The sequence below is a fragment of the Micromonospora sp. NPDC047548 genome (genome assembly GCF_040642975.1).
GTDB lineage: Bacteria > Actinomycetota > Actinomycetes > Mycobacteriales > Micromonosporaceae > Micromonospora.
Window position 1 is genome coordinate 30962 of record NZ_JBEYTI010000007.1, and the last position, 25325, is coordinate 56286.

General features: G+C 72.4%; 19 protein-coding genes and 1 pseudogene. 8 read left to right on the top strand and 12 right to left on the bottom strand.

All coding sequences use genetic code 11. From position 1 onward, the window contains the following. The first annotated feature begins 86 nt into the window (after positions 1–86). Complete coding sequence (locus ABZ807_RS09790) at positions 87–581, top strand: sigma-70 family RNA polymerase sigma factor (RefSeq protein ID WP_357155217.1); 495 nt, start codon at positions 87–89, stop codon at positions 579–581. After that, on the top strand, positions 578–1276 hold the full coding sequence (locus ABZ807_RS09795; protein ID WP_357154858.1) for a zf-HC2 domain-containing protein: 699 nt from the start codon (positions 578–580) through the stop codon (positions 1274–1276). Before ABZ807_RS09790 ends, ABZ807_RS09795 begins: the two co-directional genes overlap by 4 nt. A gap of 7 nt (positions 1277–1283) precedes the next feature. Here ABZ807_RS09795 and rarD read toward each other — a convergent pair whose 3' ends face one another. The 4 genes from rarD to eccE form a co-directional block, all read right to left on the bottom strand. Continuing rightward, the gene (gene rarD, locus ABZ807_RS09800; RefSeq protein WP_357154860.1) at positions 1284–2207 is read right to left on the bottom strand and encodes an EamA family transporter RarD; all 924 of its coding nucleotides are present in this window, start codon (positions 2205–2207) and stop codon (positions 1284–1286) included. Next, positions 2204–2689, bottom strand: coding sequence for a GNAT family N-acetyltransferase (locus ABZ807_RS09805; RefSeq protein WP_357154861.1), 486 nt, complete (start codon positions 2687–2689; stop codon positions 2204–2206). The genes rarD and ABZ807_RS09805 overlap by 4 nt, the downstream gene beginning before the upstream one ends. 124 nt (positions 2690–2813) lie before the next feature. Continuing rightward, positions 2814–3200 (bottom strand): phage holin family protein, encoded by a 387-nt coding sequence (locus tag ABZ807_RS09810; RefSeq protein WP_357154863.1) that lies wholly within the window; start codon positions 3198–3200, stop codon positions 2814–2816. 55 nt (positions 3201–3255) lie between these two features. After that, the gene (eccE, locus tag ABZ807_RS09815; protein ID WP_357155219.1) at positions 3256–5016 is read right to left on the bottom strand and encodes a type VII secretion protein EccE; all 1761 of its coding nucleotides are present in this window, start codon (positions 5014–5016) and stop codon (positions 3256–3258) included. A 332-nt stretch (positions 5017–5348) separates the two neighbouring features. Between eccE and ABZ807_RS09820 the strand changes: the two genes are divergently transcribed. Then, the gene (locus ABZ807_RS09820) at positions 5349–5666 is read left to right on the top strand and encodes a WXG100 family type VII secretion target (RefSeq protein WP_357154865.1); all 318 of its coding nucleotides are present in this window, start codon (positions 5349–5351) and stop codon (positions 5664–5666) included. 24 nt (positions 5667–5690) lie between these two features. After that, positions 5691–5984 (top strand): WXG100 family type VII secretion target, encoded by a 294-nt coding sequence (locus ABZ807_RS09825; RefSeq protein ID WP_210776137.1) that lies wholly within the window; start codon positions 5691–5693, stop codon positions 5982–5984. A 113-nt stretch (positions 5985–6097) separates the two neighbouring features. Here ABZ807_RS09825 and mycP read toward each other — a convergent pair whose 3' ends face one another. Then, positions 6098–7321: a type VII secretion-associated serine protease mycosin gene (mycP, locus tag ABZ807_RS09830; protein ID WP_357154866.1), complete on the bottom strand. Its 1224-nt coding sequence runs from the start codon at positions 7319–7321 to the stop codon at positions 6098–6100. Between the two features lie 129 nt (positions 7322–7450). Here mycP and ABZ807_RS09835 point away from each other — a divergent pair, with 129 nt between their 5' ends. Together ABZ807_RS09835 and ABZ807_RS09840 are read left to right on the top strand one after the other, a co-directional pair. Beyond that, the gene (locus ABZ807_RS09835) at positions 7451–10459 is read left to right on the top strand and encodes an SseB family protein (protein WP_357154867.1); all 3009 of its coding nucleotides are present in this window, start codon (positions 7451–7453) and stop codon (positions 10457–10459) included. Beyond that, complete coding sequence (locus ABZ807_RS09840; RefSeq protein ID WP_357154869.1) at positions 10456–10821, top strand: hypothetical protein; 366 nt, start codon at positions 10456–10458, stop codon at positions 10819–10821. Before ABZ807_RS09835 ends, ABZ807_RS09840 begins: the two co-directional genes overlap by 4 nt. Before the next feature lie 13 nt (positions 10822–10834). Here the strand turns inward: ABZ807_RS09840 and ABZ807_RS09845 are convergent, their stop codons facing one another. Together ABZ807_RS09845 and ABZ807_RS09850 are read right to left on the bottom strand one after the other, a co-directional pair. Then, positions 10835–11767, bottom strand: a complete 933-nt coding sequence (locus tag ABZ807_RS09845; protein ID WP_357154871.1) for an alpha/beta hydrolase — start codon at positions 11765–11767, stop codon at positions 10835–10837. A 29-nt stretch (positions 11768–11796) separates the two neighbouring features. After that, a pseudogene (locus ABZ807_RS09850) lies at positions 11797–11985 on the bottom strand (IS5/IS1182 family transposase); the annotation flags it as partial. A 38-nt stretch (positions 11986–12023) separates the two neighbouring features. Here ABZ807_RS09850 and ABZ807_RS09855 point away from each other — a divergent pair. After that, the gene (locus ABZ807_RS09855) at positions 12024–12521 is read left to right on the top strand and encodes a GNAT family N-acetyltransferase (protein WP_357154873.1); all 498 of its coding nucleotides are present in this window, start codon (positions 12024–12026) and stop codon (positions 12519–12521) included. Between the two features lie 225 nt (positions 12522–12746). Here the strand turns inward: ABZ807_RS09855 and ABZ807_RS09860 are convergent, their stop codons facing one another. From ABZ807_RS09860 to acs, 4 genes are all read right to left on the bottom strand, one after another. Then, the gene (locus tag ABZ807_RS09860) at positions 12747–15194 is read right to left on the bottom strand and encodes an immune inhibitor A domain-containing protein (protein WP_357155221.1); all 2448 of its coding nucleotides are present in this window, start codon (positions 15192–15194) and stop codon (positions 12747–12749) included. Positions 15195–15516: 322 nt separating this feature from the next. Then, positions 15517–17823, bottom strand: coding sequence for an immune inhibitor A domain-containing protein (locus ABZ807_RS09865; RefSeq protein ID WP_357154875.1), 2307 nt, complete (start codon positions 17821–17823; stop codon positions 15517–15519). A gap of 373 nt (positions 17824–18196) precedes the next feature. Further along, positions 18197–20989 carry an immune inhibitor A domain-containing protein gene (locus ABZ807_RS09870; RefSeq protein WP_357154877.1) on the bottom strand — a complete coding sequence of 931 codons (2793 nt, stop codon included), beginning with the start codon at positions 20987–20989 and terminating at the stop codon, positions 18197–18199. Between the two features lie 271 nt (positions 20990–21260). Then, positions 21261–23225, bottom strand: a complete 1965-nt coding sequence (gene acs, locus ABZ807_RS09875) for an acetate--CoA ligase (protein WP_357154879.1) — start codon at positions 23223–23225, stop codon at positions 21261–21263. 336 nt (positions 23226–23561) lie between these two features. Between acs and ABZ807_RS09880 the strand changes: the two genes are divergently transcribed. Then, complete coding sequence (locus ABZ807_RS09880; RefSeq protein ID WP_357154880.1) at positions 23562–24308, top strand: oxidoreductase; 747 nt, start codon at positions 23562–23564, stop codon at positions 24306–24308. Between the two features lie 124 nt (positions 24309–24432). On the opposite strand, the gene ABZ807_RS09885 is transcribed toward ABZ807_RS09880, so the two are convergent. After that, a complete protein-coding gene (locus ABZ807_RS09885; RefSeq protein ID WP_357154882.1) occupies positions 24433–25236 on the bottom strand; it encodes an HAD-IB family hydrolase in 804 nt (267 codons plus the stop codon). Positions 25237–25325: the final 89 nt, after the last annotated feature.

Genomic DNA, 25325 nt, shown 5'->3' on the forward strand with positions numbered 1-25325 from the left:
GTGGGCGCGCGTATCCACGGGCGAACGCATTCGCCACACTCGCCGCAGAGAGCGAGGGGATCACCATCAGCGACCACGACGCCCAACTGCTGCGCGCGTTGCACGACGAGCACGCGGAGGCGCTGTTCGCGCACGCGCTCCGGCTGGTCAACGGCGACCGGACGCGGGCCGAGGACCTGGTGCAGGAGACCCTGCTGCGGGCCTGGCGCCACCCCGAGTCGCTCGACCCGCGGCGCGGCTCCGTCCGCGCCTGGCTCTTCACCACGGCGCGGAACCTGGCGATCGACGCCTGGCGGCGCCGGTCCACCCGGGTCGGTGAGGTGTTCACCGACGACCTGCCCGAGCCGCCGGAGGCGGTGGACGAAGCGGAGCGCGCGGTGGAGGCGTGGACCGTCGCCGAGGCGCTGAACCGGCTCAGCCCCACCCACCGGGAGGTGCTGGTCGAGTGCTTCTACCAGGGCCGCTCGGTGGCTGAGGCCGCCGCCAGGCTGGGCGTGCCGCCGGGCACGGTCAAGTCCCGCACGCACTACGCGCTGCGCTCACTACGGTTGGCCCTGGCCGAGATGGGGGTGACCGGATGACCCGCTGCGAGTTCGCGCACGACGACGGCGCGTACGTGCTGGGCGCCCTCGCTCCCGCCGACCGCGCCGGGTACGAGCGGCACCTGGCCGGCTGCGCGGCCTGCCGGGAGGCGGTCGCCGAGATTGCCGTGCTGCCCGGGCTGCTGGGCCGGCTCGACCCGGCCGCGCTGGACGAGTTCCTGCCCCCGCCGCCCGAGCCGAACCGGGTGCCCGCGCTGCTCGCCGCCGTGCGGGAGCGCCGGCGCCGCGAGCGGTCCGGCGCGCGCCGACGGTACGCGCTGACCGCCCTCGCCGCCGCCGTGCTCGCCCTGGTCGTGGGCGTCGGCGGCGCGACCGTGCTGCGCTTCGCCCCGCCGCCCGAGCCGACCGTCCGGGCGGTGCGGATGGTCGCCATGCAGCCGGTGGCGGCGAAGACGCCGGTGCATGCCGAGATCGGGCTGACCGGCACCGGCTGGGGCACCGAGGTCACCATGCGCTGCGGGTACGACGAGACCGCCGGCTACGGCAAGGCGTACACGTTCCGGCTGGTGGCGCACGGCCCGGACGGCGCGACGGAGCAGATCGGCTCCTGGCTGGCCGCGCCCGGCGACGACGTGCGCCTCACCGGCGCGACCCGCTTCACCGACGCGGAGCTGGTCCGGCTGGAGCTGGTCCGCGCCGACGGCACCGCCGTCCTCGGCTACGACGTGCGCTGATCCCCGGTCACCGCGTGGCGGCGGTGACCGGGACCGGGGTGCGGGCGGCGGCGCGGGCGCGGCGGGTGTGTCGCAGCGCGTCGCCGGTGAAGACGATCAGCGCGACCCAGACCAGGGCGAAGCCGGCCAGCCGGGCCGGCGGCATCGGCTCATGGAAGATCAGCACGCCACAGCCGAGCTGGAGGATCGGGGCGAGGTACTGCAACATGCCCAGGGCCGACAGCGGCAGCCGGTTGGCCGCGCCGGCGAAGAGCAGCAGCGGGATCGCGGTGGCCGCGCCGGCCAGCACCAGCAGCAGGGTGTGCCCGACCGAGACCTGCCCGAAGGTCGACTCCCCGCGCTGCGCCAGCCATCCCAGGTACGCCACGGCGGGCAGCGCCAGCACCGCAGACTCGACGAAGAGCCCCTCCGCGGCGGGCAGCCCGAGCCGCTTTTTCACCAGCCCGTACCCGGCGAAGCTGAACGCCAGCGTCAGCGCCAGGTACGGCAGCCGGCCGTAGTCGACGGTGAGCACGGCGACGGCCGCCGCGCCGACGCCGAGCGCGGCCCACTGCGCCGGGCGCAGCCGCTCGCGCAGCACGAAGACGCCCAGCAGCACCGACACCAGCGGGTTGATGAAGTATCCGAGCGCGGTCTCCACCACCCGGTCGGAGTTGACCCCGTGGATGTAGGTGCCCCAGTTGACCGCGATCAGCGTCGCCGCGACGGCGATGCCGGCCAGCGTCCGAGGCCGGCGGGCCAGCGTGCGCAGAAAGCCGATGTTGCGCATCGCGGCCAGCACCAGCGCGACGAAGACCACCGACCAGACGATCCGGTGGGCCAGGATCTCCACCGGCCCGGCCGGGCGCAGCAGCTTCAGGTAGATCGGGAAGAAGCCCCAGAGCAGGTACGCGCCGAAGCCGTACAGGTAGCCGAGCCGGACCGGATTCACCCCTCCACCGTAAGGGGTGCAGCGGGGGTGGGTTCCTTTCCGGTGGCCGGGTTCACCGGGCGGTGGTCCAGCTCCATCCAGCGGCCCGGCTGGACCGGGGTGAAGCCGATCTTCGCGTACACCTCGTGGGCGTCGTGGGTGGCCAGCAGGATCCGCCGCACACCCAGCCCGGCCAGGTGGTCGCGGACGGCGGTGGCCAGCCAGGTGCCCAGCCCGCGACCGCGCTCCTCCGGCATCACGTAGACGTCGCAGAGCCAGGCGAAGGTGGCCCGGTCTGTGACGACCCGGGCCACCGCCACCTGCCCGCCGTCGCGGTAGACGCCGTAGGGGACCGACCCGGCGAAGGCGCGCGCCACCGTCTCCCGGCTCCGCCCGAGCGCCCAGTACGCGTCGGTGGAGAGCCAGCGGTGCACCCGGTCCAGGTCGATCCGGTCGGGGTCGGTGCTGAGCTGGTAGCCGTCGTCACGGATCAGGGTGAACACGCCGGCCACGCTAGCCGGGACGACCCCGGCCCGCGCGGGCCAATTCCCGCCCGCTGGCCGCTGCTGCGCCGGGTCGGCCGTGGCACCGCCCGGCGGGTCCCTCCCGCCGGGCGCGGCCGCCGGGTCAGTCGCGGTCGAGAATGGCGCCGAGGATCCAGGTCACGATGCCGACGAAGAGCGCGCCGAGCACCGCCTCGGGCCAGAAGCTCTCGACGTGGAAGGGCAGCCCGGCCTGGTCGGCGATCCAGCTCGTCAGAAGGAACAGCAGGCCGTTGACCACCAGCGCGATCAGCCCGAGGGTCAGCAGGTAGAAGCCGCAGCCGACGGTCTTGATGATCGGCTGGAGCACCGCGTTGACCACGCCGAAGATCACCGCCACCAGCAGCAGCGTGGTGACCGCCTCGACGGCCGAGTCGGTGTTCAGCGTGATGCCCGGGATGAGCAGCGTGGCCAGCCAGAAGGCGACCGCCGTGGAGCCCAACCGGATGAGAAGGCCCTTCATGAAACCCATGGCGGGGATAGTGCCATGCGGGATCAACCCGGGGAAGCCTCCGCGTACCCCGGCTTCAGCGGCGGGCCGGCCGGCCGATCAGCTGCGACTCGATCGGGGTCGGGGAGAGCAGCGCCCAGCGCAGCGCCCGACGGTTGACCACCGCCACCATGTCGTCCCGGATCCGGGTCAGCCACTCCGCCGACCCGCCGAGCCCGAGGGCCGCCCCGGCCAGCGTGGCCTCCCGCTGGTCCAGCGGTTGCAGCACCGCCAGGTCCGCCCGGCCCAGGGTGTCCGCGTCGGCCGCGGTCAGCTCGTCCCGGACCACCAGGGTGGCCCGCCAGGCCGGCCCGGGCCCGGGGTCGTCGGCCACCGCGCCCGCGTCGACCACCAGCAGCAGGGGACACATCGGCGAACCCGGCGCCCCACCCACCGGCCGGCCCGGCGGGACCACCGCGATGCCGCCCCCGGTGCTGCCGACGCCCCGCACGAACGGTTCCCAGATCCAGGGCCGGCCGGTGCGCACCGCCACCCGGGCGCCCAGCGCCATCGCCCGCAGCACCAGCAACTGCGCCGCGCGGACCCCGCCGACGAGCACCAGCCGGGTGCCCTCGGCGCGGAACAGCCGTACCGTCACCGCGCCGCCGTGCCGGTTGGCGCCCACCATCAGCCCGGCGTCGCCGAGGGACAGCTCCAGCGGCTCGGAATCCGGGCCGGGCGGCAGCGGGGCGCCGGCCACCGCCAGCGGCAGCGTGGCGGCCAGGCCGTCGAGCTGCTCGCCGTCGAGCCGGCGTACCTCACCGCCGGCGTCGGCGACGAGCCGGTGCAGCGCCCGGCCGGCCAGGGCGAGCTCGTCGGGCGTCCGGGCGGTCAGGCGTACCGTCAGCTCGGCCGGCACCGGCGCGGTGTCGGCGCCGGTGCGCGGGCCGGCGCAGAGCGACACGCTGGTCGCCGTGGTCGGCAACGCCAGCAGCCGGGGCACCAGCCGCCGACCCAGCTCGGTGCGCGGGTCGGGCCACCGGATCAGCCGGAAACCAGCCTGGAGCAGGTCGCCCGAGCGCACCGCCGGCCAGGTCTCCCGGGTCGGCCGGCCGCCCTCGTGGTGGGCCAGTTCCCCGAGGACGCGCAGCGCCGCGTGCTCGCCGAGCGATCGGGCGCCGACCGGCCCGAGCCGGCGGACGATCCGGCGTACGGTGCCGGAGAGGGCCCGGCGCAGTTCCTCGTCCGACCAGCCGTCCACCCGCAGCGCCCGGACGGCGATCAGGGCCCGCTCCTGGCCGGGCAGCCGCCTCTCGGTCAGCTGCCGGTACGAGGTCCCCGCCGTCCCGCCCGCCGCGCTGGGCGCGGGCGCCGCAACGGCGTGCAGCAGGAGCTGGATCCGCACCGGCGGGTGCTCGGTCGCCGCGGGCGGCAGCAGCGCGGCGGGCCCGGGCAGCGCGTGGGGGCCGTCGCCGAGCAGGTCGCCGGGGTCGCCCAGCTCGATCAGGGCGGTCAGCCCGGTAGCGTCGTCGACCGCGGCGGCGGGGCCGCCGGCCAGCTCCACCGACCGCACCGCGGCGCCGGGGAGCACCAGATCCAGCAGCGCGGCCGGGCCGGCGGGCGGGGCGAGCAGGCGCCGCCGGGTGGCGTACCCGAGGCCGGTGCCCAGCCACTCGAACAGCCACCGTCCCCGCCAGCGCACCCAGGCCGTGGTGAGCAGCAGCCCAGCGGCGAGCAGGGCGAGCGCGGTCGCCGCCGGGCCCCGGCCGAGGGCCGCGACCGGCAGCGCCACCGCGACCTGCGCGGCGACGACCTGACCGGCGCGGACGGCGGTCGACGGTCGGAGGGCACCCGCGATCCACTGTGGCGGGAGGGGCTGGCGATGGACCGCCCGGGCCGGCCGTCCCGTCGTGCTCGCCGTCACCGCGTCTCCTCCGCTCGACGTGTCGCACCGCCACGGCGCCGCCGCACTTCCCGGCGCGCACCGTACCGCGACGGCGACGTGACCCATGGTAAGGGGCCGCTCCGGCGGCCGTTGTCCACAGGGGAGGGCAAGGGGGTAGCACAACCGCGACCGGGCCGCTACCGTCAGCGACGAGTTCGGCTGACCGTCAATGCCGTGGGCCCCGTCCCGAGGCGTCCATGGATCGTCCGACGGCAGCCACGATCGAGAGACGAGGTGACGTCCGGGTGGCCCAGACCCAGGCAGAGGCCGCGGTGATGCAGCAGACCGCCGCGAAGTTCGAGCAGGTGGACCAGTCGCTGCAGAGCATGCTCAGCGGCCTGATGGCCGAGCTGGAGGTGTTGCAGCAGGCCTGGCGCGGCGCCGGTGGCCGCTCGTTCGAGCAGGTCAAGCAGCAGTGGTCGCAGGACCAGGCGGCGTTGCAACGGGCCCTGCGGGAGACCGCGTCGGCGATCCGCACCGCCGGCCAGCAGTACGACGTCTCCGACGACGAGGCGGCCAGCCGGGTCTCCGGCGCCAACCGCGGCATCCAGCTGCCGCTGTAACCACACCCAGGGGAGGAACATCCGATGGACCACGGTGTCCTGGTCGTCAACTTCGCCGCGCTCCAGCAGGCCAGCGCGGACATCCAGAAGGCGTTGAACACGCTCGACTCGCAGCTCGGCCAGCTGGAGCGGGACGCCGCCCCGCTGGTGGCCGGCTGGGCCGGCGAGGCGCAGCAGGCGTACGAGCAGCGGCAGGCGCGGTGGCGGTCCGCCTCGCAGGACCTCCAGGCCATGCTGCGCGACATCAAGCTCGCGGTGGACGACTCCGCCACCGACTACCTCGACACGGAGAAGAAGAACGTCGGCCTGTTCCAGTGAGCCCGGCCGCGCGGCGGCGCCCGACCACCCCGTCGGCGCCGCCGTCGCCGTGCCGAACACCGGATGGTCCTACCCGACGGCGGGGCCGGGCGGCCGGTGCGGCTCGCGCCGGTTCAGGCCGGCCCGGCCGGGCGCCAGCCGCGCCCGCTGCCGCGCGGCAGCACCAGGGCCAGCAGCACCGCCGCCGCCACTGCCGCACCGCCGCCGCCAGCGACCAGCAGGGCCCGGTCCCGCGCCGCCGCGCGTCGCGCCCGCTGGGCCAGCAGCGCCGGGTCGGGCCGGTCCGCCGGCAGGGCGGCCGCCGCGCGTGGGCCCGCCGTCACGGCGGCCCCGGTGTCGGTGACCGCCCGGTACGGGTTTAGCACGCCCGTGCCGTACCCGCCCCGACCGTCGCCCGGCGCCGGGTCGGTGGCGCCGATGATCCGCTGTGCCACCTGCGCCGCGGTCAGGTCGGGCCGGTACTGCCGGACCAGCGCCGCGGTGGCGGCCACGAAGGGCGTGGCGTAGCTGGTGCCCTCGGCCCGGTGGTGCCCCTGCTCCGGCGCGGCCATCAGTACGTCGCTGCCGGGCGCCACCAGGTCGACGTAGGAGCCGGCCTGGGAGAAGGCGGCGCGGGTGCCGTCCGGGGAGATCCCGCCCACCCCCAGCACCCCCTCGTACGAGGCCGGGTACGGGCGGGGGTCACCGCTGTCGTGCAGGTTGCCGGCGGCGGCCACCACCAGCACGTCCCGGCGCACCGCGTACGCCACCGCCTCCCGGACGGCCGGGTTGTCGGCGTACAGCACGACGGAGAGGTTCAGCACGTCGGCGTCGTGGTCCACCGCCCACCGGATGGCCCGGGCGAAGTCCGCCGCGCTGACCGTGCGCCCCGACTCGCGCCCCTGGACCACCTGCTGCTCGCTCACCCGTACCGGCAGGATGCGGGCCCGGGGCGCCAGCCCGTGGAAGGCGACGCCGTCGGCGGACGCGGCCGCGATGATGCTGGCCACCCCGGTGCCGTGACCGGCGCAGTCGCGGGTGCCGTCGCCGCCCGGGTCGAGGAAGTCGGTGCCGTCGAGCACCCGGCCGCGCAGTTGCGGGTGCTGCCGGTCGACCCCCGAGTCGATCACCGCCACGGTGACGCCCGAGCCGGTGGCCAGCGGGGCCAGCCGTTCCGGGGCGTACCGGCGCTGGGCCCAGGGCATGGTGGCGACCGACCGGGCCGGGGCGAGCGGGGCGGAGCAGGCCGGCGCGGCGGCCCGGGCGGGGGCGGCCGACGACACGCCGAGCGCCGGCAGGCCGGTCAGCAGGATCGCCGCCAGACCGGCGAGGGTCGGTCTCGCGCTGGGCCGGTACATCGACCGCCTCCGTATCGTGTCGACTCCGGAACGCGATGTTACCGCCTGCGGCCAGCCCATTGTGATCTTGTTCGTACCTTGTAGGTTGTACGCGATGCCTATGGCCTGTTAGCGGGAGGAGAGGTGGCCGTGACCGACTGGGAGCCGGCTACCGAGGCCGAGGCGGCCCTGCGCGACGCGCTGCACGCCAACGACCAGGAACTCTACTTCCGCATCGTCGCCGGCACCGAACTGCTCCTGCCGGTCTCCGCGCAGGCGCTCGCCGGCGAGGCCCCGATGGGCTGGGGCACCTGGACAACCGGCGGCCGGACGCACGTGCTGGCCTTCACCTCCCCGGCCACGCTGCGCGCCTGCCTCGGCGCCACCGCCGGCCCCAGCCGCCGTGTCCCGTACGCCGACCTCGCCGCCACCTGGCCCAACCACGAGTGGTGGCTGGCCGTCAACCCGGGCCTGCCCATCGAGGGCTACCTGCCGGCCTGGTTCGTCTCGCAGCTCTCCCGTGGGGACGTCCGCCTGCCCGGTCGCACCATGGGCACCCGCGCTCGGCTGGAACGGGCGGAGTCGCTCGCCCGCAGCCGGGCCGACGCCACCGGCCCCGAGCCGGCGACGGACGCGGGTGACCCCTCCACCGCCGCCCGGTCGCTGCCGCGCCCCGGGTTGCCGCCGACCCCCACCCCCGCCATCGGCGCGGGCCCGGACGCCTCGGCCGCCCGCCCCGGCGCCCCCGGGCCGGCCCCGGCGCGGGTGCCGCATCCGGCCCGCCCCTCGGCCACGCTGTACCGGCCGGGGCTGGACGGGCCGCGCCCGAGCGGTGCGGAGCCGGTCGTGCCGGCTGCCGCCGCATACCCGGAAGCCGTGCCGGTCGACGGCGGGACGCGGCTGGGCGGCGAGCCCCGACCTGCGGCGGACCCGGTGAACGGCCGGCCGGCCGCCACGTCGCCGTCCGATCCCGACGGTGCGGCCCGGCAGCCCGGCGCGCCCTGGCTGGCCTCGCCCCGGCGTCGGCTCCTCGGGGAGGGGATGGGCGCCCGTCTCTCCGGGGAGGGCGGCCCGTCCAACGGCCGGAGCTCCTTCTTCGAGCCGGCCTCGGAGCGCGGCGCCGCAGCCCGGGCATCGCGGGACCCGTTGCGTGCCGGCGAGCGCGTCGCACCGCCGCTGCGGCCCGGGCTCGGCGGCCAGGCGTTCCCCCGCCGCCGCCCGGCGACCGGCCAGCCGGGGGAGGAACCGACCAGGGCGTTCCAGTTCGACGGTTCCGGCGGGCAGGCGACGCAGCCCATCCCCGCCCCCGCGGCGGACCGCCGGCCCGACCCGTTGGCGGAGGAGCCCACCCGGGCGTTCCGGGCGACGGCACCGGACGCCGAGACCACCCAGGCGCTGCCGCGACGGCACCCCGCGCCCGCGACGCCGCCCGCCGAGGAGCAGACCCAGCGCCTGCCCGACCCGTCCGTACGGCCCGGGCCCCCGCCCCCGCAGGCGGAGGAGCTGCCGGTGTCGATCGCCGAGCCGGTCTCCGGGCCGCCCGCCCCGCGTCGCGGCTTCACGCCCATCGTCATCGAGGGCACCGTCATCGAGTCCCGGGACCTGCCCGCCACCCCCGAGCCGGGCCGGGCCGCGCCGGCCACCGGCTCGGACGACAGTGCCAGCAGGAACGGCTCCGCCGGTGGCGGCCAGTTCGCCGCCTCCGGCGCGGCGGGGACGACCTTCCCCAACCCGGCCTTCGCCACCGGACCGTCCACCCCGTTCGCCGACGACCGCACCCAGCCGATCTCCCCCGCCCCCGAGCAGCGCACCGAGCCGGCCTCTCCGACCTCCCCGCAGCGCACGGCACCGGTCTTCCCGGTCCCCGAGCAGCGCACCGAGCCGCTCGCCCCGGTGGCCGGCGGACCCACGGTGGAGGTCGCCCCGGGCGCGGAGGAACCCACCGAGCCGCTCGCCCCGGTCCCCGACGACCGGCCGGAGTCGCCCTTCGCGGCCCCGGCCCCGGCCGCTCCCGTCCCGCCGGCGGTCGGCGGCTCGGCGGAGGAAACGCCGCCGTCCGAGCCCGAGCAGCCCACGCCGACCCTCGCCGGTCCTTCCGTTCCCGACCGCACCCCGCCGCACCAGACCTCCCCGGCCGCCGGCGGCGCCGACCCGGTCGCTCCGGCCGACGCGCCGGCCGGTGCGGTCGGGGCGTTCCAGCCCGCCAACGCGGTCGAGGAGGATCTGCTGGACGCGGCCGGCTCCGGCAGCACCGACACCTTCCTCTCCACTCTCCTGCTGGCCAGGGTGCTCCTTCCGGTGGCACCGGACTCGGCGCCCGGCAGCCGTCCCGGCGATCCCGGTTTCGTCTGGCGTACCGAGGAACTCGACGACGAGACGTACGTGGTGGTGCACACCTCGCCCGAGCGGCTGGCCGACCACTGCCCGGAGCCGGTGGAGACGGTCGAGGTCCGGTTCGTGCAGCTGATCCGACGCTGGCCGGACGAGGTGTGGTCCTTCGCGGTCAACCCGGGCAGCCCGATCGGGGCGAAGCTGCCGGGTGAGCAGATTGTCGGCCTGGCCAACTGGGCGGCCGAGGTGGGGCTCGGGGACGACATGGAGGCCGAGCCGGCGACGGTCGTGGTCGAGGAACCGGCCGAACGGACCCGCTACGCCCCGCAGGTCACCGACCCGTCCCGGCCGGTGAGCATGCAGAAGGCGGTGGCCCCGACCCAGCTCGCCTACTACCTGGAGCGCGGGTACGACCGGGTCTCCGGTTTCGTGCACCGGGCCAACGAACTGGCGCACCTCAACACCCCGGCCCAGTTGCACGACGCGCTCGGTCTCGGCTACCCGGACTCGCCCTTCGCCCGGGACGCCGACCGGATCTACGTGCTGCGCTGGCCGGCCTACCGGCCGAGCCTCTACCGCATCCCGTACGGCGGGCAGAACGAGGCCGCCATGCGGGCGATGGAGGGCTGGGTCATCGAACGTCCACCGTTCCGGGGCAACGGCTTCGCCCCCGGCGACAGCACCGAGGTGGTGGCCGAGTTCAAGGTGGACAGCGCCCGGCTGCCGCACGGCGCGCAGCTCTGGCGGGTCGGTGCGGACGGTAGCGAGCGGGTGATCGCCCTCCTCGACACCGACGCGCTGCTCTGGCGACAGGTGGGTGAGCCGTGATGCGGGACGGGTACGTGGCCCGGTGGCGCGGGCGGGAATACCAGGCCAGCCCGGACGGCGATGACGTCCGCATCTACCAGCCCGAACCGGGTGACGGCTTCGAGGAGGTACGCCCCGGCCGGCACGTCCGGGTGGTCCCGGCCGGCGAGGTCGAGGACCTGGCGTACGTGCGGACCACCTGCACCTGGCAGGGGCAGCCGTTCGTCGTGCTCGGCGAGCACGACGGCTGGCTGCGGGTGGAGTACACCGGGGGGCGTTGGCCGGTGGCCCGGGCGATGCGCCTGGAGGTCTTCGACTTCGGCGTCTACCAGGGCTGGGCGCCCGCCACCGAGGTGGCGGACCTGCGCGAGCAGCGGGTCTGACGGCCGTCCCGGGTCAGGTCTTCGACCAGCGCAGGATCTCGCCGAGCACCGTCTCCGGGGCCTCGACGTGCGGGAAGTGCCCCACCCCGTCGAGCAGCCGCCACTCGTAGGGGGCGGTGACGTACCGGCCGGAGCCCTGGGCGGTACGCGGCAGCGAGGCGGCGTCCAGCGCTCCGTGCAGTTGCAGGGTCGGAGTCACCAGCGGCCGCTGCATCAGCCGGACGAACCGGTAGCCGTGCAGCCGCAGCACCGAACGGAACGCCCAGCGGTAGCCCTCCAGCGCACAGAACGCGGCCTGCGGGATCTGGATCGCCTCCCGGCAGCGCCGCACGTACGCGTCGAACTCCGGCCCCCGTACCCAGTGCGGCCCGCCCCAGCGGCGCAGCATCTCCTCCACGGCGGCGCCGCCGTCCCGGGTCAGCACGTGCTCGTAGCGGGGCAGCTGGAACTTCAGGGTGGGTGTGGAGGCGGCGAACTGCCCACGCGGGTCGGCGAAGATGGCGGCCCGCAGCCGCAGTGGATGCGGCGCGCCGATCACCACCAGCCGGCGGACCAGGGTCGGATGGAACGAGGCCGCCGTCCAGCCGATCAGACCGCCCGCGCCGGTGCCGACCACGGTCGCGCTGCGCTCGCCGAGCGCCCGGATCAGCCCGGCGACGTCGGCGGCGAGGGTGTAGCCGTCGTACCCCCGGGGTGGCTTGTCGCTGGCGCCGTAGCCGCGCAGGTCCACGGCGACCGCCCGGAAGCCGGCGTCGGCGACCGCCGGCAGCACCTGGTGCCAGGCCCACCAGTATTCGGGGAAGCCGTGCAGGAGCAGCACCATCGGGCCGGTCCCGGCCTCGACGACGTGGAACCGGCTGCCGTTCGCGCCGACGAAGCGGTGCGTCCACGGCCCCTCGGTCAGGACGCACGACTCGTCGACGGGTCCGCCACGCTGCTCGGTCATGTGCCACAGCCTAGGGCCTGTCTGTTGGATCACTTGGTCCACAGGAAGCCTGCTGCGATGTACCGGGCGGCTTGGTAGATGCGGGCGGACTTGTCGTATCGGGTGGCGATGCCGATCCACTGCTTCAGCCGATTGAAGCGGCGCTCGACGGTGTTGCGCTGCTTGTGGGCGGTCTTGTCGAAGCCCGGTGGTCGTCCGCCGTGACGCCCGCGCCGCCTGGATCATCCCGCGCCGGCCGGTTGTAGCCTCGGTCCTCATGAGTTGGCTGCCTGACGACTTCGTCCACCCCGTCCACGTGCCCGTGCCCAACACCGCGCTGCACCTGCGGCCGATCCGGGAGGCGGACACCGCGCTCGACTACCCCGCCGTGATGGGCTCCCGAGAGCGCTTGTGGGAGATCTTCGGCCCGGCCTGGGCTTGGCCCAAGGAGACGATGACCTATGAAGAGGACCGCATCGACCTGCTGCGGCACGAGAAGGAGATAGCCGCGCACCAGTCGTTCAACTACGCGCTGCTGGACGAGGAGGAGACGGCGATCCTCGGCTGCGTCTACATCGACCCGCCCGAGCGCACCGGCTCCGACGGAGAGGTCTCCTGGTGGGTGGTGGACGACCTCGTCGGCGGCGAGGCGGAGCGCGCGCTCGACGCGCTGGTGCCGCAGTGGATCGCCGCCGACTGGCCCTTCCAGCAGCCCCGCTATCTGGGCCGCGACATGACCTGGCAGGACTGGCTCGCGCTGCCGCGCGCCTCGTGACACCCCGTGGGGTGGCCGGGACCGCCCTGTCGGTCGGCCGACCGGGCTGACTTTCACGATGCCCGCGGGGGTGCCCGGCCCCCAGTCGTACGCCGGATTGGTTGCCCGCGTTCGTGGTGGTGTTCCGCGCGAATGCCGGTTGTCGGCGCGGTGGCTGGAGGGGGCGATGCCCGGGCAGGAGACCTGCCCGGGCATCGGGTGTTGCGTGCGGTGCTGATCAGTGGCTCAGGAGAAGCGGACCTTCAGCGCGGTGCCGTTCTGCTCCAGGACCTTGATCTTGGTGCCGGTGGCCGGGAGCTTCACGCCGTGGTTCGGCAGCTCCGGGTACCAGTACTGCTTGGTGTCGTCGAACAGCGGCTGCGCGGCCTGGCCACGGATGTACTGCGGCTGGCTGTTGATGTGCAGCGTGAACGAGTCCGCCTTCTTCAGGCTGAACGGCGCGTCGTAGACCTGGACCCGGGCCCGCCAGGGGTTGCCGGTCAGGTTGTAGATCGGCCGTGGGTGCGCGTCGATGATCAGGTTGCGACCCTCACCCGGGTGCCCGAAGGCGCCGGTGTCGTTGTCGGCCCACCGGAGGTTCCAGTAGGAGATCAGCAGACCCGTCTGGTACGCGTAGTGGTCCACGTGGTCCGGGCGGGTGTTGGCGTACCCGAAGTAGTACGGGCCGGTCTTCAGGTACTGGTCGTACGAGACGTACGAGCGGTTGCCGGCGATGTAGTAGTTGTCGAACTTCCGCTTGTAGGTCTCCTCGACGATGCTGAAGCCCTTCAGCGCCCAGTCCCCGGCACCGGCCTCGGCACCGTCGCTGAGCAGGGTCTGCCCGTCGGCGGTCACGGTGATGTTGTCACCGTAGAAGCCGCCCGCGGAGAGCCCGCCGTCGGTGAGGTAGTGGAACCGGAACTGCGCCGTCTTGCCGGCGGCGATGTCCATCGGGATGTTGATGTCGACCCACTTGCCGGCGCTGCTGCCGGAGAGGGCCGGCCGCGGGTCGTTCTTCGAGACCGGCGGGAGCGCCTTGCCGTCGACCGTGGCCGGCAGTGCCGTCCAGGTCGTGCCGCCGTCCAGCGACGCCTCGAAGAAGAGGTAGTCGAAGCCCGCCTCGATGCTGTAGCGACCCTTCATCGACAGCGCGGCCGTCGACTTCCCGGTGAAGTCCAACGTCCTGGTCATGGTGTTGTTCAGGTCGTCGTCGTTGCCGGAGAAGTACTGCTTGGTGCCCTCGAACGGCTTGCCGTTGCTGAAGGTGTACTCCCGCTGCGGGAGCACCACCACCGCGGCCTGGGCCTTCTTGGAGTGGTACTCCTGCGGGCCGAGGTCCAGGGTGCGCTTCTGCCCGGCCTTGACCACCTCGTAGTCGAGCCAGCCGAGCTGGAGCTTGTTCCACGCACCCAGGTCGCCACCACGCTCGCCGATGCCGCCGTCGTTCTTGGCGCTGAGCCGGCTCTGGGCCATCAGGGTCCAGTGCTCGTTGTTGTTGTCCCCACCGCTGACGATGTTGTAGTCGTCCGGCAGCCCGAGGTCGTGGCCGTACTCGTGGTAGAAGACGCTGCGGCCGCCGTTCTCCGGCTGGATCGTGTAGTCCCGGATCCAGACACCGGTGTCACCGATCTCGGTGCCACCGTTCTTGTTGTCGGCCGGGCCGACCACGGAGGTGTTGTACGCCGACCAGCGGTGGCTCCAGATGGCGTCCTCACCCTGGATCGGGTCGCCGTCGGCCTGGTCGCCGCCGGAGTGGACGATCTGGAAGTGGTCGATGTAACCGTCCGGCTCGTTGAAGTTGCCGTCGTTGTCGTAGTCGAACCGGTCCCACTGGTCGAAGGACTGCATGTCGGCCTTGATCTGGGCGGCGGTGCGGCCCTTGGCCTTCTGGTCGGCGACCCACTGGTTGGCCGCGTCGCGGACCAGGTCCCAGGTGTTCTGGCAGACGCTGCTCTCGCAGACCGCCGGGTCGTTGGCCGGGTCCTCCGAGTCGTCCGCGATCGGGTCGTCCGAACGGCCGTACCGCGCGGCGTTGTACTGGACCTTCACCCAGTCGGTGACCTCGCCGTCCACGGTGTAGCGCCCGGACGACTGGGCCTCGTAGTACTGCTTGAGCGACTCGGCGCCCTGCTTGGTGCCGAAGTACAGCTGCCGGAAGTATTCCGGGCTGTAGTTCGCCTGCCAGACGGTCGAGTTGTCCACGGCCCGGTTCGGGGCCGGGATCTCGTTGTGCCGCGGCCCGTCGAAGCGGGTCGGGCCGGGGATGTCCGGGTTCTCGTCCTTGTCCGGGTAGGCCGGGTCCCGCTCGTCGCCGAACTCGGCGAGGATCACGAAGATGCGGTCGGTCCGCTCCCGCGCCAGCTCGACGTACTGCTCCTTCTTGCCGGCCTTGCCCGGTGCCGCCGTCCGGGCGTTGGCCCCGGCCGTCGCGCCGCCGGCGGTCTCGCCGACCTTGACGACCGTGCTGCCGTTGATTTTCTGCGGCTTGGCCCGGCCGGACAGGACCTCGCTCAGTCCCTCCTGGCGAAGCGCGCGGCGCTTCTCTTCGAGCCGGTCCGGCAGATCATGATCTGCCGGGGCCGTCTTCTCGGCAGCCGATGGGGCGGCCGCCGGGAGTTTCGGCTGCGGCGCGGCGCTGGCGGACGTGCCCGCCACCAGACCTGTCGCCGTCAGTGAAAGCCCGAGCAGACCCACTGCGACTTTGCGCACGTGGTACCTCCGGTGTGAGGGAACCGGCCCAACGGGGGTACGGGCCGGTGAAGTCGTCCCACTAGTGGGACTGATGGTGAAGATAGACACTCCCGGGACGGCTGTGAAGGCACGGTCGTCGATTTGTTGCCAATTCTTGTTGGGAATGCTTTTCACCGTCACACCCGTGCGGTTCATCAATGGCGGTGAGCAGGGGTGATCCGCGTGGCGCCGATCATAGTGACAAATTTCGATCAGATTGCGGTGGGGCGCAAACAGGTGGGGCCGGTGGCTTCTCCGCCACCGGCCCCGCCTGTCGACCGATCGGTCAGTTGCTGACCTTCACCACCATGTCGTCGGTGGGGTTGGTGCCCTGCTTCAGGATCTCAATCTTGGTGCCGGTGCCGGCCACCTTGACGGAGTTCCACGGGTTGCTGTTGTTCCAGTACTTGTTCGACCCGCTGTCGGTGAAGAGCGGGTTCGGGTCGAGCGCCGGGACCGTGACCGCCACACCGTTCTTATGGAAGGTCTGGGCCGGCTTGGCGTACAGGCTGAACGTGGCGTCGTACCCGTTGCGCCGGTTGCTGATGTTGCCCTGGCCGCCGACCCTGATCTGGCCAGGCCGGACGTCCACCGGCAGGTTGAGGCCGTAGCCCGGGTGCTGCGACGTGTTGTTGTCGCCGTACGCGTAGTTCACGTACCAGACCAGCATGCCCGGCCGGTTGGAGAAGCGCTCCACGAAGTTCGGCCGGGTGTTGGCCCAGCCGAAGTTGTACCCGCCGGTCCGCAGGGCGTCGTCGTAGCCGACGTAGGTCCGGTTCTCCGCGATGTAGAAGCGGGGGTACGAGTCGGTGACCGAGCCGGTCATCCGGGTGAAGCCCTTCGCGGTCCACGCCGCGTCCAGCGTCTCCGCGTCGTCGGTCCAGACGGCGGAGCCGTTCTTGACCAGCGACACGTTGTCCAGGAACGCGCCGGCGAGGTGCACGCCGCCATCGGTCTGGTAGCGGTAACGGAACTGCACGGTCTGCCCGGCGTACGCCGACAGGTCGTAGGTCAGGTCGACCCAGTTGCCGCTGCTGGAGCCGTCGACCCCGGTCTCACCGGAATCGATCAGCGAGTTGCTGAGCGGGGCCCAGCTGGCGCCACCGTTGGTGGACACCTCGGCGTAGAGGTAGTCGTAGTCCTCTTCGATGTCGTACCAGGCCTTCGCGGTGATCGACGCGGACGTCGCCCCGGTCAGGTCCAACGGGCGGGTCAGCGTGGTGTTCAGGTCGTCCGCGCTGCCGCCCCACCACTCGTTCGCACCCGCGAACGGGGTGTTGTACGAGGTGGTCTGGGTCTGCGACGGCAGGTTGACCACCACCGCCTGGGCCTTCGGCCCGTCGCTGTCGCCGGCCGGCCCGAGCGTCACCTGGGTGCTGCCCTTGCCGTACTCGATGGTGGTGTGGTTCAGCCAGCCGAGGAACAGCTTCGACCACGGGTCCATGTAGCCCGGGGTCGACCCGATGTCGTCGGTGCCGTGGCTCAGCCACGAACCGGAGGACATCAGGCTCCAGAAGCCGACGCCGTTGTCGCCGCCGGCGGTGTCGTACAGGTCCGGCAGACCGAGGTCGTGGCCGTACTCGTGGGCGAACACGCCCAGACCGCCGTTCTCCGGCTCGGTGGTGTAGTCCCGGATCCACATGCCGGTGTCACCGATCTGCACACCGCCTGAGAGGTTGCCCGCCGGACCCGCGGAGCCCGCGAGGTTCGGGAAGGCGGCCCACCGGTGCGACCAGATGGCGTCCTCGCCCTGGGCACCGCCACCGGCCTCCTCGCCCTCACCGGCGTGCACCGCCTGGAAGTGGTCGATGTAGCCGTCGGGCTCGTTGAAGTTGCCGTCGCCGTCGAAGTCGTACCGGTCCCAGATGTCGAACTGGGCCAGGTAGTCCTTGACCTGCTGCGGCGTCTTGCCGGCCTTGATCTGGGCGTCGTACCAGGACGTGGCGCTGTCCTTGACGAAGTTCCAGGAACCGTCGGCGTCGGAGATGGCGTTGCTGCCGTACCGGGCCTCGTTGTACGGCACGGTGATCCAGTCGCTGACGTCGCCGCCGACGGTGTACCGGCCACCGGACTGCTTCAGGTAGAAGTCCCGGAACGACTCGCCCGCACCGTAGAACATGTCCATGTAGTGCTGCCGGTTGAAGTCGGAGCGCCACAGGGTGCTGTTGTCGTCGGTGGAGTTGCCGTCCCAGTTGCGGTCCGGCTCCGGGATCTGGTTGACCTGCGGGCCGGCAGCTCCACCGGTGCGCGGGTCGGTCCTGTCACCGAAGTTGACCAGCATCGTGAAGATGGGGTCGGTCTTCGGCGCCTGCTGGTACTCGACGAACAGGTCGTCCTTGACCTGGATGACCTTCGAGCCGTTGCGCGTCTGAAGCTTGGCCTTGCCCTGGAGCAGGTCGGCGATGGCCTGCTTGCGGACCTCCCGCTGCTGATCCGACTTCGGGTCCGGGAGGCTGTCCTTGCCGTGCTTCGCCTTGTCGGCGCCGGGGGTGGGCTCCGCCGCCGGGGCGGCGGACGCCGGCGCCGTGACGACACCGGCCGCCAGCAGCGCGGCCGCGGCCGAAGCCAGACCGGCTGTGACTCGTCTCCTCAAAGGTCCTCCTCCTTTGTGGATCTGTTACATGACGGAGGCAGCCATGACCGTCTCTGTCATGTCATGCGTCACTCACAATGGCAGAGGTTCAGACGGTTGTCACGGGTCAATTGCGCCGAGAAGCGCGCATCATTTCGGCCCAAATCGGCCCAAATCGGCGCGGTAAGTTTGCGGCCGATTCACGTTACGGCTCCGCCGCGATCACTTGTCGTGATGATGATTATGAAGTCCCCAAAGGGGAGCGCTGGCACCCGCGAAAATGTCACATCGTCCGGCAGGGAAGTGTGGATGGGCGTAATCGGGCGGGGCCCGTCCGGAGCAGTGTGCTCCGGGCGGGCCCCGCCGTGTGTTCCGTCGGACGAAACCGGACGGATCAGTTCGTCGCCGGCGTCACGTAGACCGTGGCGTATGAGTTGTCCTTGGCGGTGCCCATGATCGTGATCGAGACGCCGTAGGCGACGCCCGTGTCACCCGGGTTGCCGGTGCCGAGCACGATGGCCCCACCGCCCAGGGTTGCCCCGTAGTACTCCGTCGCCGGGGTGCCGTTGGGGTTCACCACACGAGTGGTGTACTTCGCGTTGTCCCTGGACGGGAGCACCACCGAGGCGTCGTTGTCCCGGGCGTACGCCGAACCGTTGCGGATCTCGATGCCCGGGTACCAGCCCTTGGCGTCGGTGAAGGCCGGCACCGGAGCCTCGGCGGCGAAGTTGGTGCAGTACTCGCTGTACGGCTCGTCCGCCGCCTCCAGGCATTCCTTGAACGGGTACGTCCGGTTCAGCGAGAAGGCCGCGTTCGAGGACTGCGGGCGGCTGGGCAGGTTGTCCAGCACCGACGGGTCCTTGACGGCCGCCTCACCCTGCCGCCGCAGCGGGTCGAAGTGCGAGTCGACGATGAGCAGGCCACCCTTGGCGCCGTAGCTCGGCAGCGCGGTCATCTGCGCGGTCACGTGGTTGACGTTGCCCAGCACGGTGTCCCGGTACCAGACCAGCATGCCCGGGGCATTGTAGGAGACCCGGTCGACCTTCCACGCCTCGTGCGAGTAGACCGTGTCGTAGGTGTACTTCAGGCCGGCGTCGAAGCCGTCGAAGTTGCGCCACTCGGCCAGGTAGTACTGCGCCTTGACCTGGGTGCCGGCGTCGACGTGCCAGCCCGCGCCCGTGGTGTCGGTGAAGGTGCCGCCGGTGAGGGTCCAGCCGTTGGTGCCGCTCTCGACGTCGTCGCTCCAGGTGGTGGCGCCGCCGCCGGTGACCGACAGGTCGTCGGCGAACCAGCCCCGCTCCACGAACGCCGCGTCGGTGGCGTAGCGGAGCCGCACCTGCACGGTCTTCCCGGCGTACGCCGACAGATCGACGTAGTCATGGCGCCAGCCGTGGGTGTCGCCGCTCAGGCCGTACTTCTTATTGCCGTAGTCGGCCATCCGGCCGTTCGGGTCGGCGTAGCCGTCGTTGGTCGAGACCAGCTTGCCGGTGGCGTCGTAGACCTTCTGCTCCGCCCAGCTGGCCCCGCCGTCGGTGGAGACCTCGACGAAGCCGAAGTCCCAGTCCGCCTCGATGACGTAGTTGTTCCACATCCAGAACTTCGCGTCGGCGGCGGCCGGGACGGCCACCTCGCGGCTCAGCTTGACGTCGGCCCAGTCCTGGTCGGCGCCGCTGTACCACATGTTGGCCCCGCTGTGCGGTTCGGCCAGGGTGATCACCTTGTTCGGCAGGTTGATCTTGATGCCGTCCTTGGTGCCGACCGGCGTCCGCGAGGTCTGACCGAGCTGCACCGCGTGCCCGTTGCCGCCGGGGTTGAAGGTCAGCGGGTCGGCCCAGCCGAGCACCCACTTGTCCCAGATGCCCATGTGGGTCGGCAGCGCCTGGAAGATCTCACCGGAGTGCGAGCCCGAGGCCATCAGGTCCCAGAAGTCGACGTCCGAGTCGGCGTTGCCGGAGGTGTCGTAGAGGTCCGGCAGACCGAGGTCGTGGCCGAACTCGTGGGCGAAGACACCGACGCCGGCGTCCTCCGGCTGCACGATGTAGTTCGACACCTTCAGGTTGGTGCCCGGGATGGTGTAGCCGCCGGCCACCGCCGAGGAGTGCGCCCAGACCGCGTACACGCCCTGGTCGCCGCCACCGCGGGACTTGCCCTGGCCGGCGTGCACCAGCACCAGGTGGTCGATCACGCCGTCCGGCTCGTTGTAGTTGCCGTCGCCGTCCCGGTCACCCTGGTCCTCGATGTCGTAGTCGGACCAGGGAAAGTTCGGGTCCATCGCGGCCAGCGAGTCAATCGCGTCGGTGGCCAGCCGGCCGGCGCCCAGCGGGTTGTCCGGGTGGCCGTTCATCGACTGCTGGCGCCCGGCCACCCAGTTGCCGTTCTCGTCCTGGACGCAGCGAGAGGCGGCGTACCAGCCCTCCGAGTGCGGCACGGTGATCCACGGGCTGGCCTGCCCGTCCACCGTGTACGCACCCTTGGACATCTCCAGGTACATGTTGTGCATGGTCCGGCCGGCCAGGCTGATGCCCGGCTTGCCGTCCGGCCCGGTCAGGTCCTTGCGGACCCGCTCGGTGATGCCCTCCTTGGTGTAGAGCATCTTGTCGAAGTGCTCCGGCGAGAAGTCCGGCACCCACATCGAGTTGTTGTCCTCGCGGGGCAGGGTCCCCGGGTCGGGGAGGTTGTTGTGCTTCGGTCCGTTCTGCACGGTGCCGGGGACACAGCTCCGGTCCTCGAAGACCGTCTTGGGGACCATCACGTTGGTGAAGTCGTCGTTTGCCTGGTCGTTGAACTCCACCAGCAGGGTCAGCAGCTTGGCGGTCTGGGTGCCCTTGGCCTGCTTGATCTGACGCGGGCTCTTCCCGGTCTTGATCGACTTGGCCTCCAGCTTGGCCAGCTCCCGCGCGGCCACCGGGTTGCCCCCGGCGAACTTGCGGTCGTACGCCTGGGCCTCGTCCGCCGCCGACGTGAAGACTCCGTCCTTGCCCTTGACCTCCTTGCCGGCCGTGTCCGGTTGCACCTCCGGCTCGGCGTAGTTGATGTAGAAGTTGTCCGCCCCGATTGTCGCCCGGGCCGGGCCGGAGGTCTGGGCGGCCGCGCTGCCCGTCACGGTCAGTGACGTGGCGGCGAGGGCGATGGCGGGTAGCGCGACGAGTAGGCGTCGGCGCGACCCGGATTGCGGGAATGTGTTCATGCCGCTCCGTTTCTCGGGCATGGAGAGGGAGAAGTCGACCCGGGCACCCTGTCGATGCGATGTCCATCGAACCGGTTCGACCCGCGTGAACCTAAATCAAGAAGGGAATGATCGACAGGGGCCGGCGTCTCCTGTGGCCGTTCAGCTTTCCCAGCCTCCCCCGACCGACCGATGTGACGGCGGCCGCGAGCTCCGGGGCGTACCCGTCAGAAAACGACGGTGGGTGACGGTCCGTGCGGACCGTCACCCACCGAACGGGGTACGCCTGTGGTCAGTCCTCGTCGGACCTGCCGCCACCGAGCCCGGAGGAGATCAGCTCCATCACCGAGGAGTCCTGGAGCGTGCTGACGTCGCCCAGCGACCGGTTCTCCGCCACGTCCCGCAGCAGCCGTCGCATGATCTTGCCGGAGCGGGTCTTCGGCAGCTCCGGCACCAGCATGATCTGCCGGGGCTTGGCGATCGGGCCGAGCGTCTTCGCCACATGGCCGCGCAGCTCGGTGATGAGCCTCTCGCCGGCCTCCCCGGTGGTGTCCACGGTGCCGCGCGGAATGGCGAACGCGACGATCGCCTGGCCGGTGGTCGGGTCGGTGGCGCCGACGACCGCCGCCTCGGCCACCGACGGGTGCGACACCAGTGCCGACTCCACCTCGGTGGTGGAGATGTTGTGCCCGGACACCAGCATCACGTCGTCGACCCGGCCGAGCAGCCAGATGTGCCCGTCGTCGTCCTTCTTCGCCCCGTCACCGGCGAAGTACATGCCCGCGAACCGGCTCCAGTACGTCTCGATGAAGCGGTTGTCGTCGCCCCAGATGGTGCGCAGCATCGACGGCCACGGCTCGCGCAGCACCAGGTAGCCACCGCCGCCGTTCGGCACGGGGTGGCCCTGGTCGTCCACCACGTCGGCGCTGATGCCCGGCAGCGAGGTCATTGCGGAGCCCGGCTTGGTCTCGGTGACGCCGGGCAGCGGCGAGATCATGATCGCGCCGGTCTCGGTCTGCCACCAGGTGTCCACGATGGGCAGCTCGCCCCTGCCGACGTGCTGCCTGTACCACATCCAGGCCTCGGGGTTGATCGGCTCGCCGACGCTGCCGAGCAGGCGCAGCGAGGACAGGTCGAAGCCGGCCGGGATGTCCTCGCCCCACTTCATCATGGTGCGGATCAGCGTCGGCGCGGTGTACAGGATGGTGACCTTGTACTTGTCGACGATCTCCCAGAACCGGCCCTTGTGCGGGGTGTCCGGGGTGCCCTCGTACATGATCTGGGTGGCGCCGTTGGCCAGCGGGCCGTACACGATGTAGGAGTGCCCGGTGACCCAGCCGATGTCGGCGGTGCACCAGTAGACGTCCGTCTCCGGCTTCAGGTCGAACACGGCGTGCGCCGTCCAGGACGTCTGGGTCAGGTAGCCGCCGGTGGTGTGCAGGATGCCCTTCGGCCGGGCCGTGGTGCCGCTGGTGTAGAGGATGAACAGCGGGTGCTCGGCGTCGAACGCCTGCGCGGTGTGCTCGGCCGCGGCCGTCTCCACCGTCTCGTGCCACCAGCGGTCCTTCGGCGACCAGGCGACGTCCTCGCCGGTGCGGCGGACCACCAGCACGTGCTCGACCGACGGGCAGTTCGCCACCGCCTCGTCCACCGTCGGCTTCAGCGCCGAGGGCTTGCCCCGCCGGTACCCGCCGTCCGCGGTGATCACCACCTTGGCGCTGGCGTCCTGGATCCGGTTGGTCAGCGCGTCGGCGGAGAAGCCGCCGAAGACCACGCTGTGCGTCGCGCCGATCCGGGCGCAGGCCAGCATCGCGACCGCGGCCTCCGGGATCATCGGCAGGTAGATCGCCACCCGGTCGCCGGCGGTCACGCCCAGCTCGGTCAGCGCGTTCGCCGCCTGGCAGGTCAGCCTGTGCAGGTCGGCGTAGGTGAGCGTGCGGGTGTCGCCCGGCTCGCCCTCCCAGTGGATCGCCACCCTGTCACCGCGACCGGCCTCCACGTGCCGGTCCAGGCAGTTGTACGCCACGTTGAGCCGGCCGCCGACGAACCACTTCGCGAACGGCGGGTTCGACCAGTCGAGCACCTGGTCCCACTGCTTCGCCCAGGCCAGCCGCCCGGCCTGGCGCGCCCAGAAGGCCAGCCGGTCCTCGGCGGCCTCCGCGTACGCGTCGGCGGTGACGTTGGCCTCCGCGGCGAGTGCGGCCGGCGGCGGGAACTGGCGCGTCTCGTTCAGCAGGTTGGCCAATGCCTCGCTCATGCGGTGACTCCTTCGTCGGGTGACCTGCGTCTCCTACCCGGGTGAGGGTAGTCGGGGGGCGGGACGGCCGCGACAACTCGGCCGGCCGGTACGCGCCGAGCGGCCGGCACCGCGCGCCCGGCGGCCTCCCGCCGGTCCCCGCCCCCGGCGCCGCGCCGGTCCGCCCGGCGCCGTGGCGGCGTGATCGAACACGGTTTGCGGCGTGTCGCGGTGTCCCGCCGCCGGAACACCGCGACATCCCGCAACCCGCGTCGATCACGACCGCCGGAGGTGGCCAGGGTCGCCTTCCCGGCGGGTGCGGCCAGTGGGGGGCGGCCGGGTCGCTAGCGTGGCGAGGTGACCACGGACCCGCTCGCCCCGCTGCTCGCGCTCGCCGACATCGCCCCCGCCGTCGAGCAGGCCCGCGAGCGGGTCGACGACGCGCTGCGGCACCGCGCGCTGCGCCGGCACGGTGGCCAGGTCGCGGCCGAGGTCAGCCTCCGGTCCGCGGTGGCCAGCGCCGCCCTCGAGGGGTACGCCCACGAGCGCGAGACAGTCCGCGCCGGCACGGTCACCGAGCCGGTGCTCCAGGGTGCGCTGCGGGTCGCCGGGGCGCTGCCCGGGCTGACCGAGCTCTGGCCGAAGGCCCCCCGGCAGGCGCTCGCCAAGCTGCACGTGCTCGCCGCCCGCAACGTGGTGACCGAGGACGAACTGGGCCGCCCGGTGGCCGACCCGGTGGTCGGCGCGCGGCTGGACGGCCTCGCCGGGCTGATCGCCGGCGGCACCAAGGTCCCCCCGCTGGTGCTGGCCGCCGTCGTGCACGGCGAGCTGCTGAACCTGCGGCCGTTCGCCGGCCCGTCCGGCGTGGTGGCCCGCGCCGCCGCCCGGCTCGTGCTGATGTCCAGCGGCTTCGACCCGCGTGGCCTGGTCGCCGTCGACGTCGGGCACCGGGAGCGGGAGCCGGAGTACGTCGGCTCGGCCGGCGCCTTCGCCACCGGCACCCCGGACGGCCTGCGCTCCTGGCTGCGGCACTACATGTCGGCCGTCGAGGTGGGTGCCGACCAGCTCACCGTCATCGGCGACGAGGTCCTCGCCGCCTCCTGACCGTCACGCGGTCTCGGCACCGACGTCCCGTGCTGGCGTGCCCTGCGCCTGCACGGGCCCGTGCCTACCCGCGCCCCGTGCCTGCACGGGCGCGTGCCTACCCGCGCCCCGTGCCTGTCCGGGGTCAGGCGACCGGGGTGGCCTTGGCGCGGCGATGCCGGCCGTACCAGGCGATGCCGATGGCCACCCCCACGCCGACGCCGAGCGCCGCCGCGGCCACCGGCACGGCGGGGCGTTCCCGCAGCCGCCGGCCCAGCGGGATCGGGTGCCGGAACTCCAGCACCGGCCAGGCGTTCTCCACCGCGAGCTTGCGTAGCGCCCGGTCCGGGTTGACCACGCTGGGATGGCCGACGCACTCCAACAGCGGTCGGTCGCTGTACGAGTCGGAGTAGGCGTACGAGTCGGCGAGGTCGTACCCGCGGGCGGTGGCCAGCTCGCTGACCGCGTCGACCTTGCTCGGGCCGGCGGCGTAGAACTCCACCTCGCCGCTGTAGCGGCCGTCCTCGACCGCCATCCGGGTGGCGATCACGTCGGTCACGCCCAGCAGCCTCCCGATCGGGCGGACCATCTCCTCGCCGGAGGCGGAGACCAGCACGACGTCCCGGCCGGCGGCCTGGTGCTCCTCGATGAGGGCGGCGGCCTCGGCGTACACGTAGGGGTTGATCAGCTCGTGCAGCGTCTCCGCGACGATCAGGCGGACCTGTTCCACCTGCCAGCCCTTGCAGAGCGTGGCGAGGTAGTCCCGGGTCCGGGCCATGGTCTGCTCGTCGGTGCCGCCCAGCCGGAACATCAGCTGCGCGTACGCCGACTTGACGACGTCACGCCGAGTGATCAGCCCGTCCCGGTAGAACGGCCGACCGAACGCCAGGGCGCTCGACTTGGCGATGACGGTCTTGTCCAGATCGAAGAAAGCGGCACTTCGGCCCACGGCGCGAAAGTCTAGCCCGATGGTCTATGGTCGGCGGGTGCCCGGGGTCACCAGCCCCTCCGACCTGCGGGCCAGCTGTGGCAACCCCT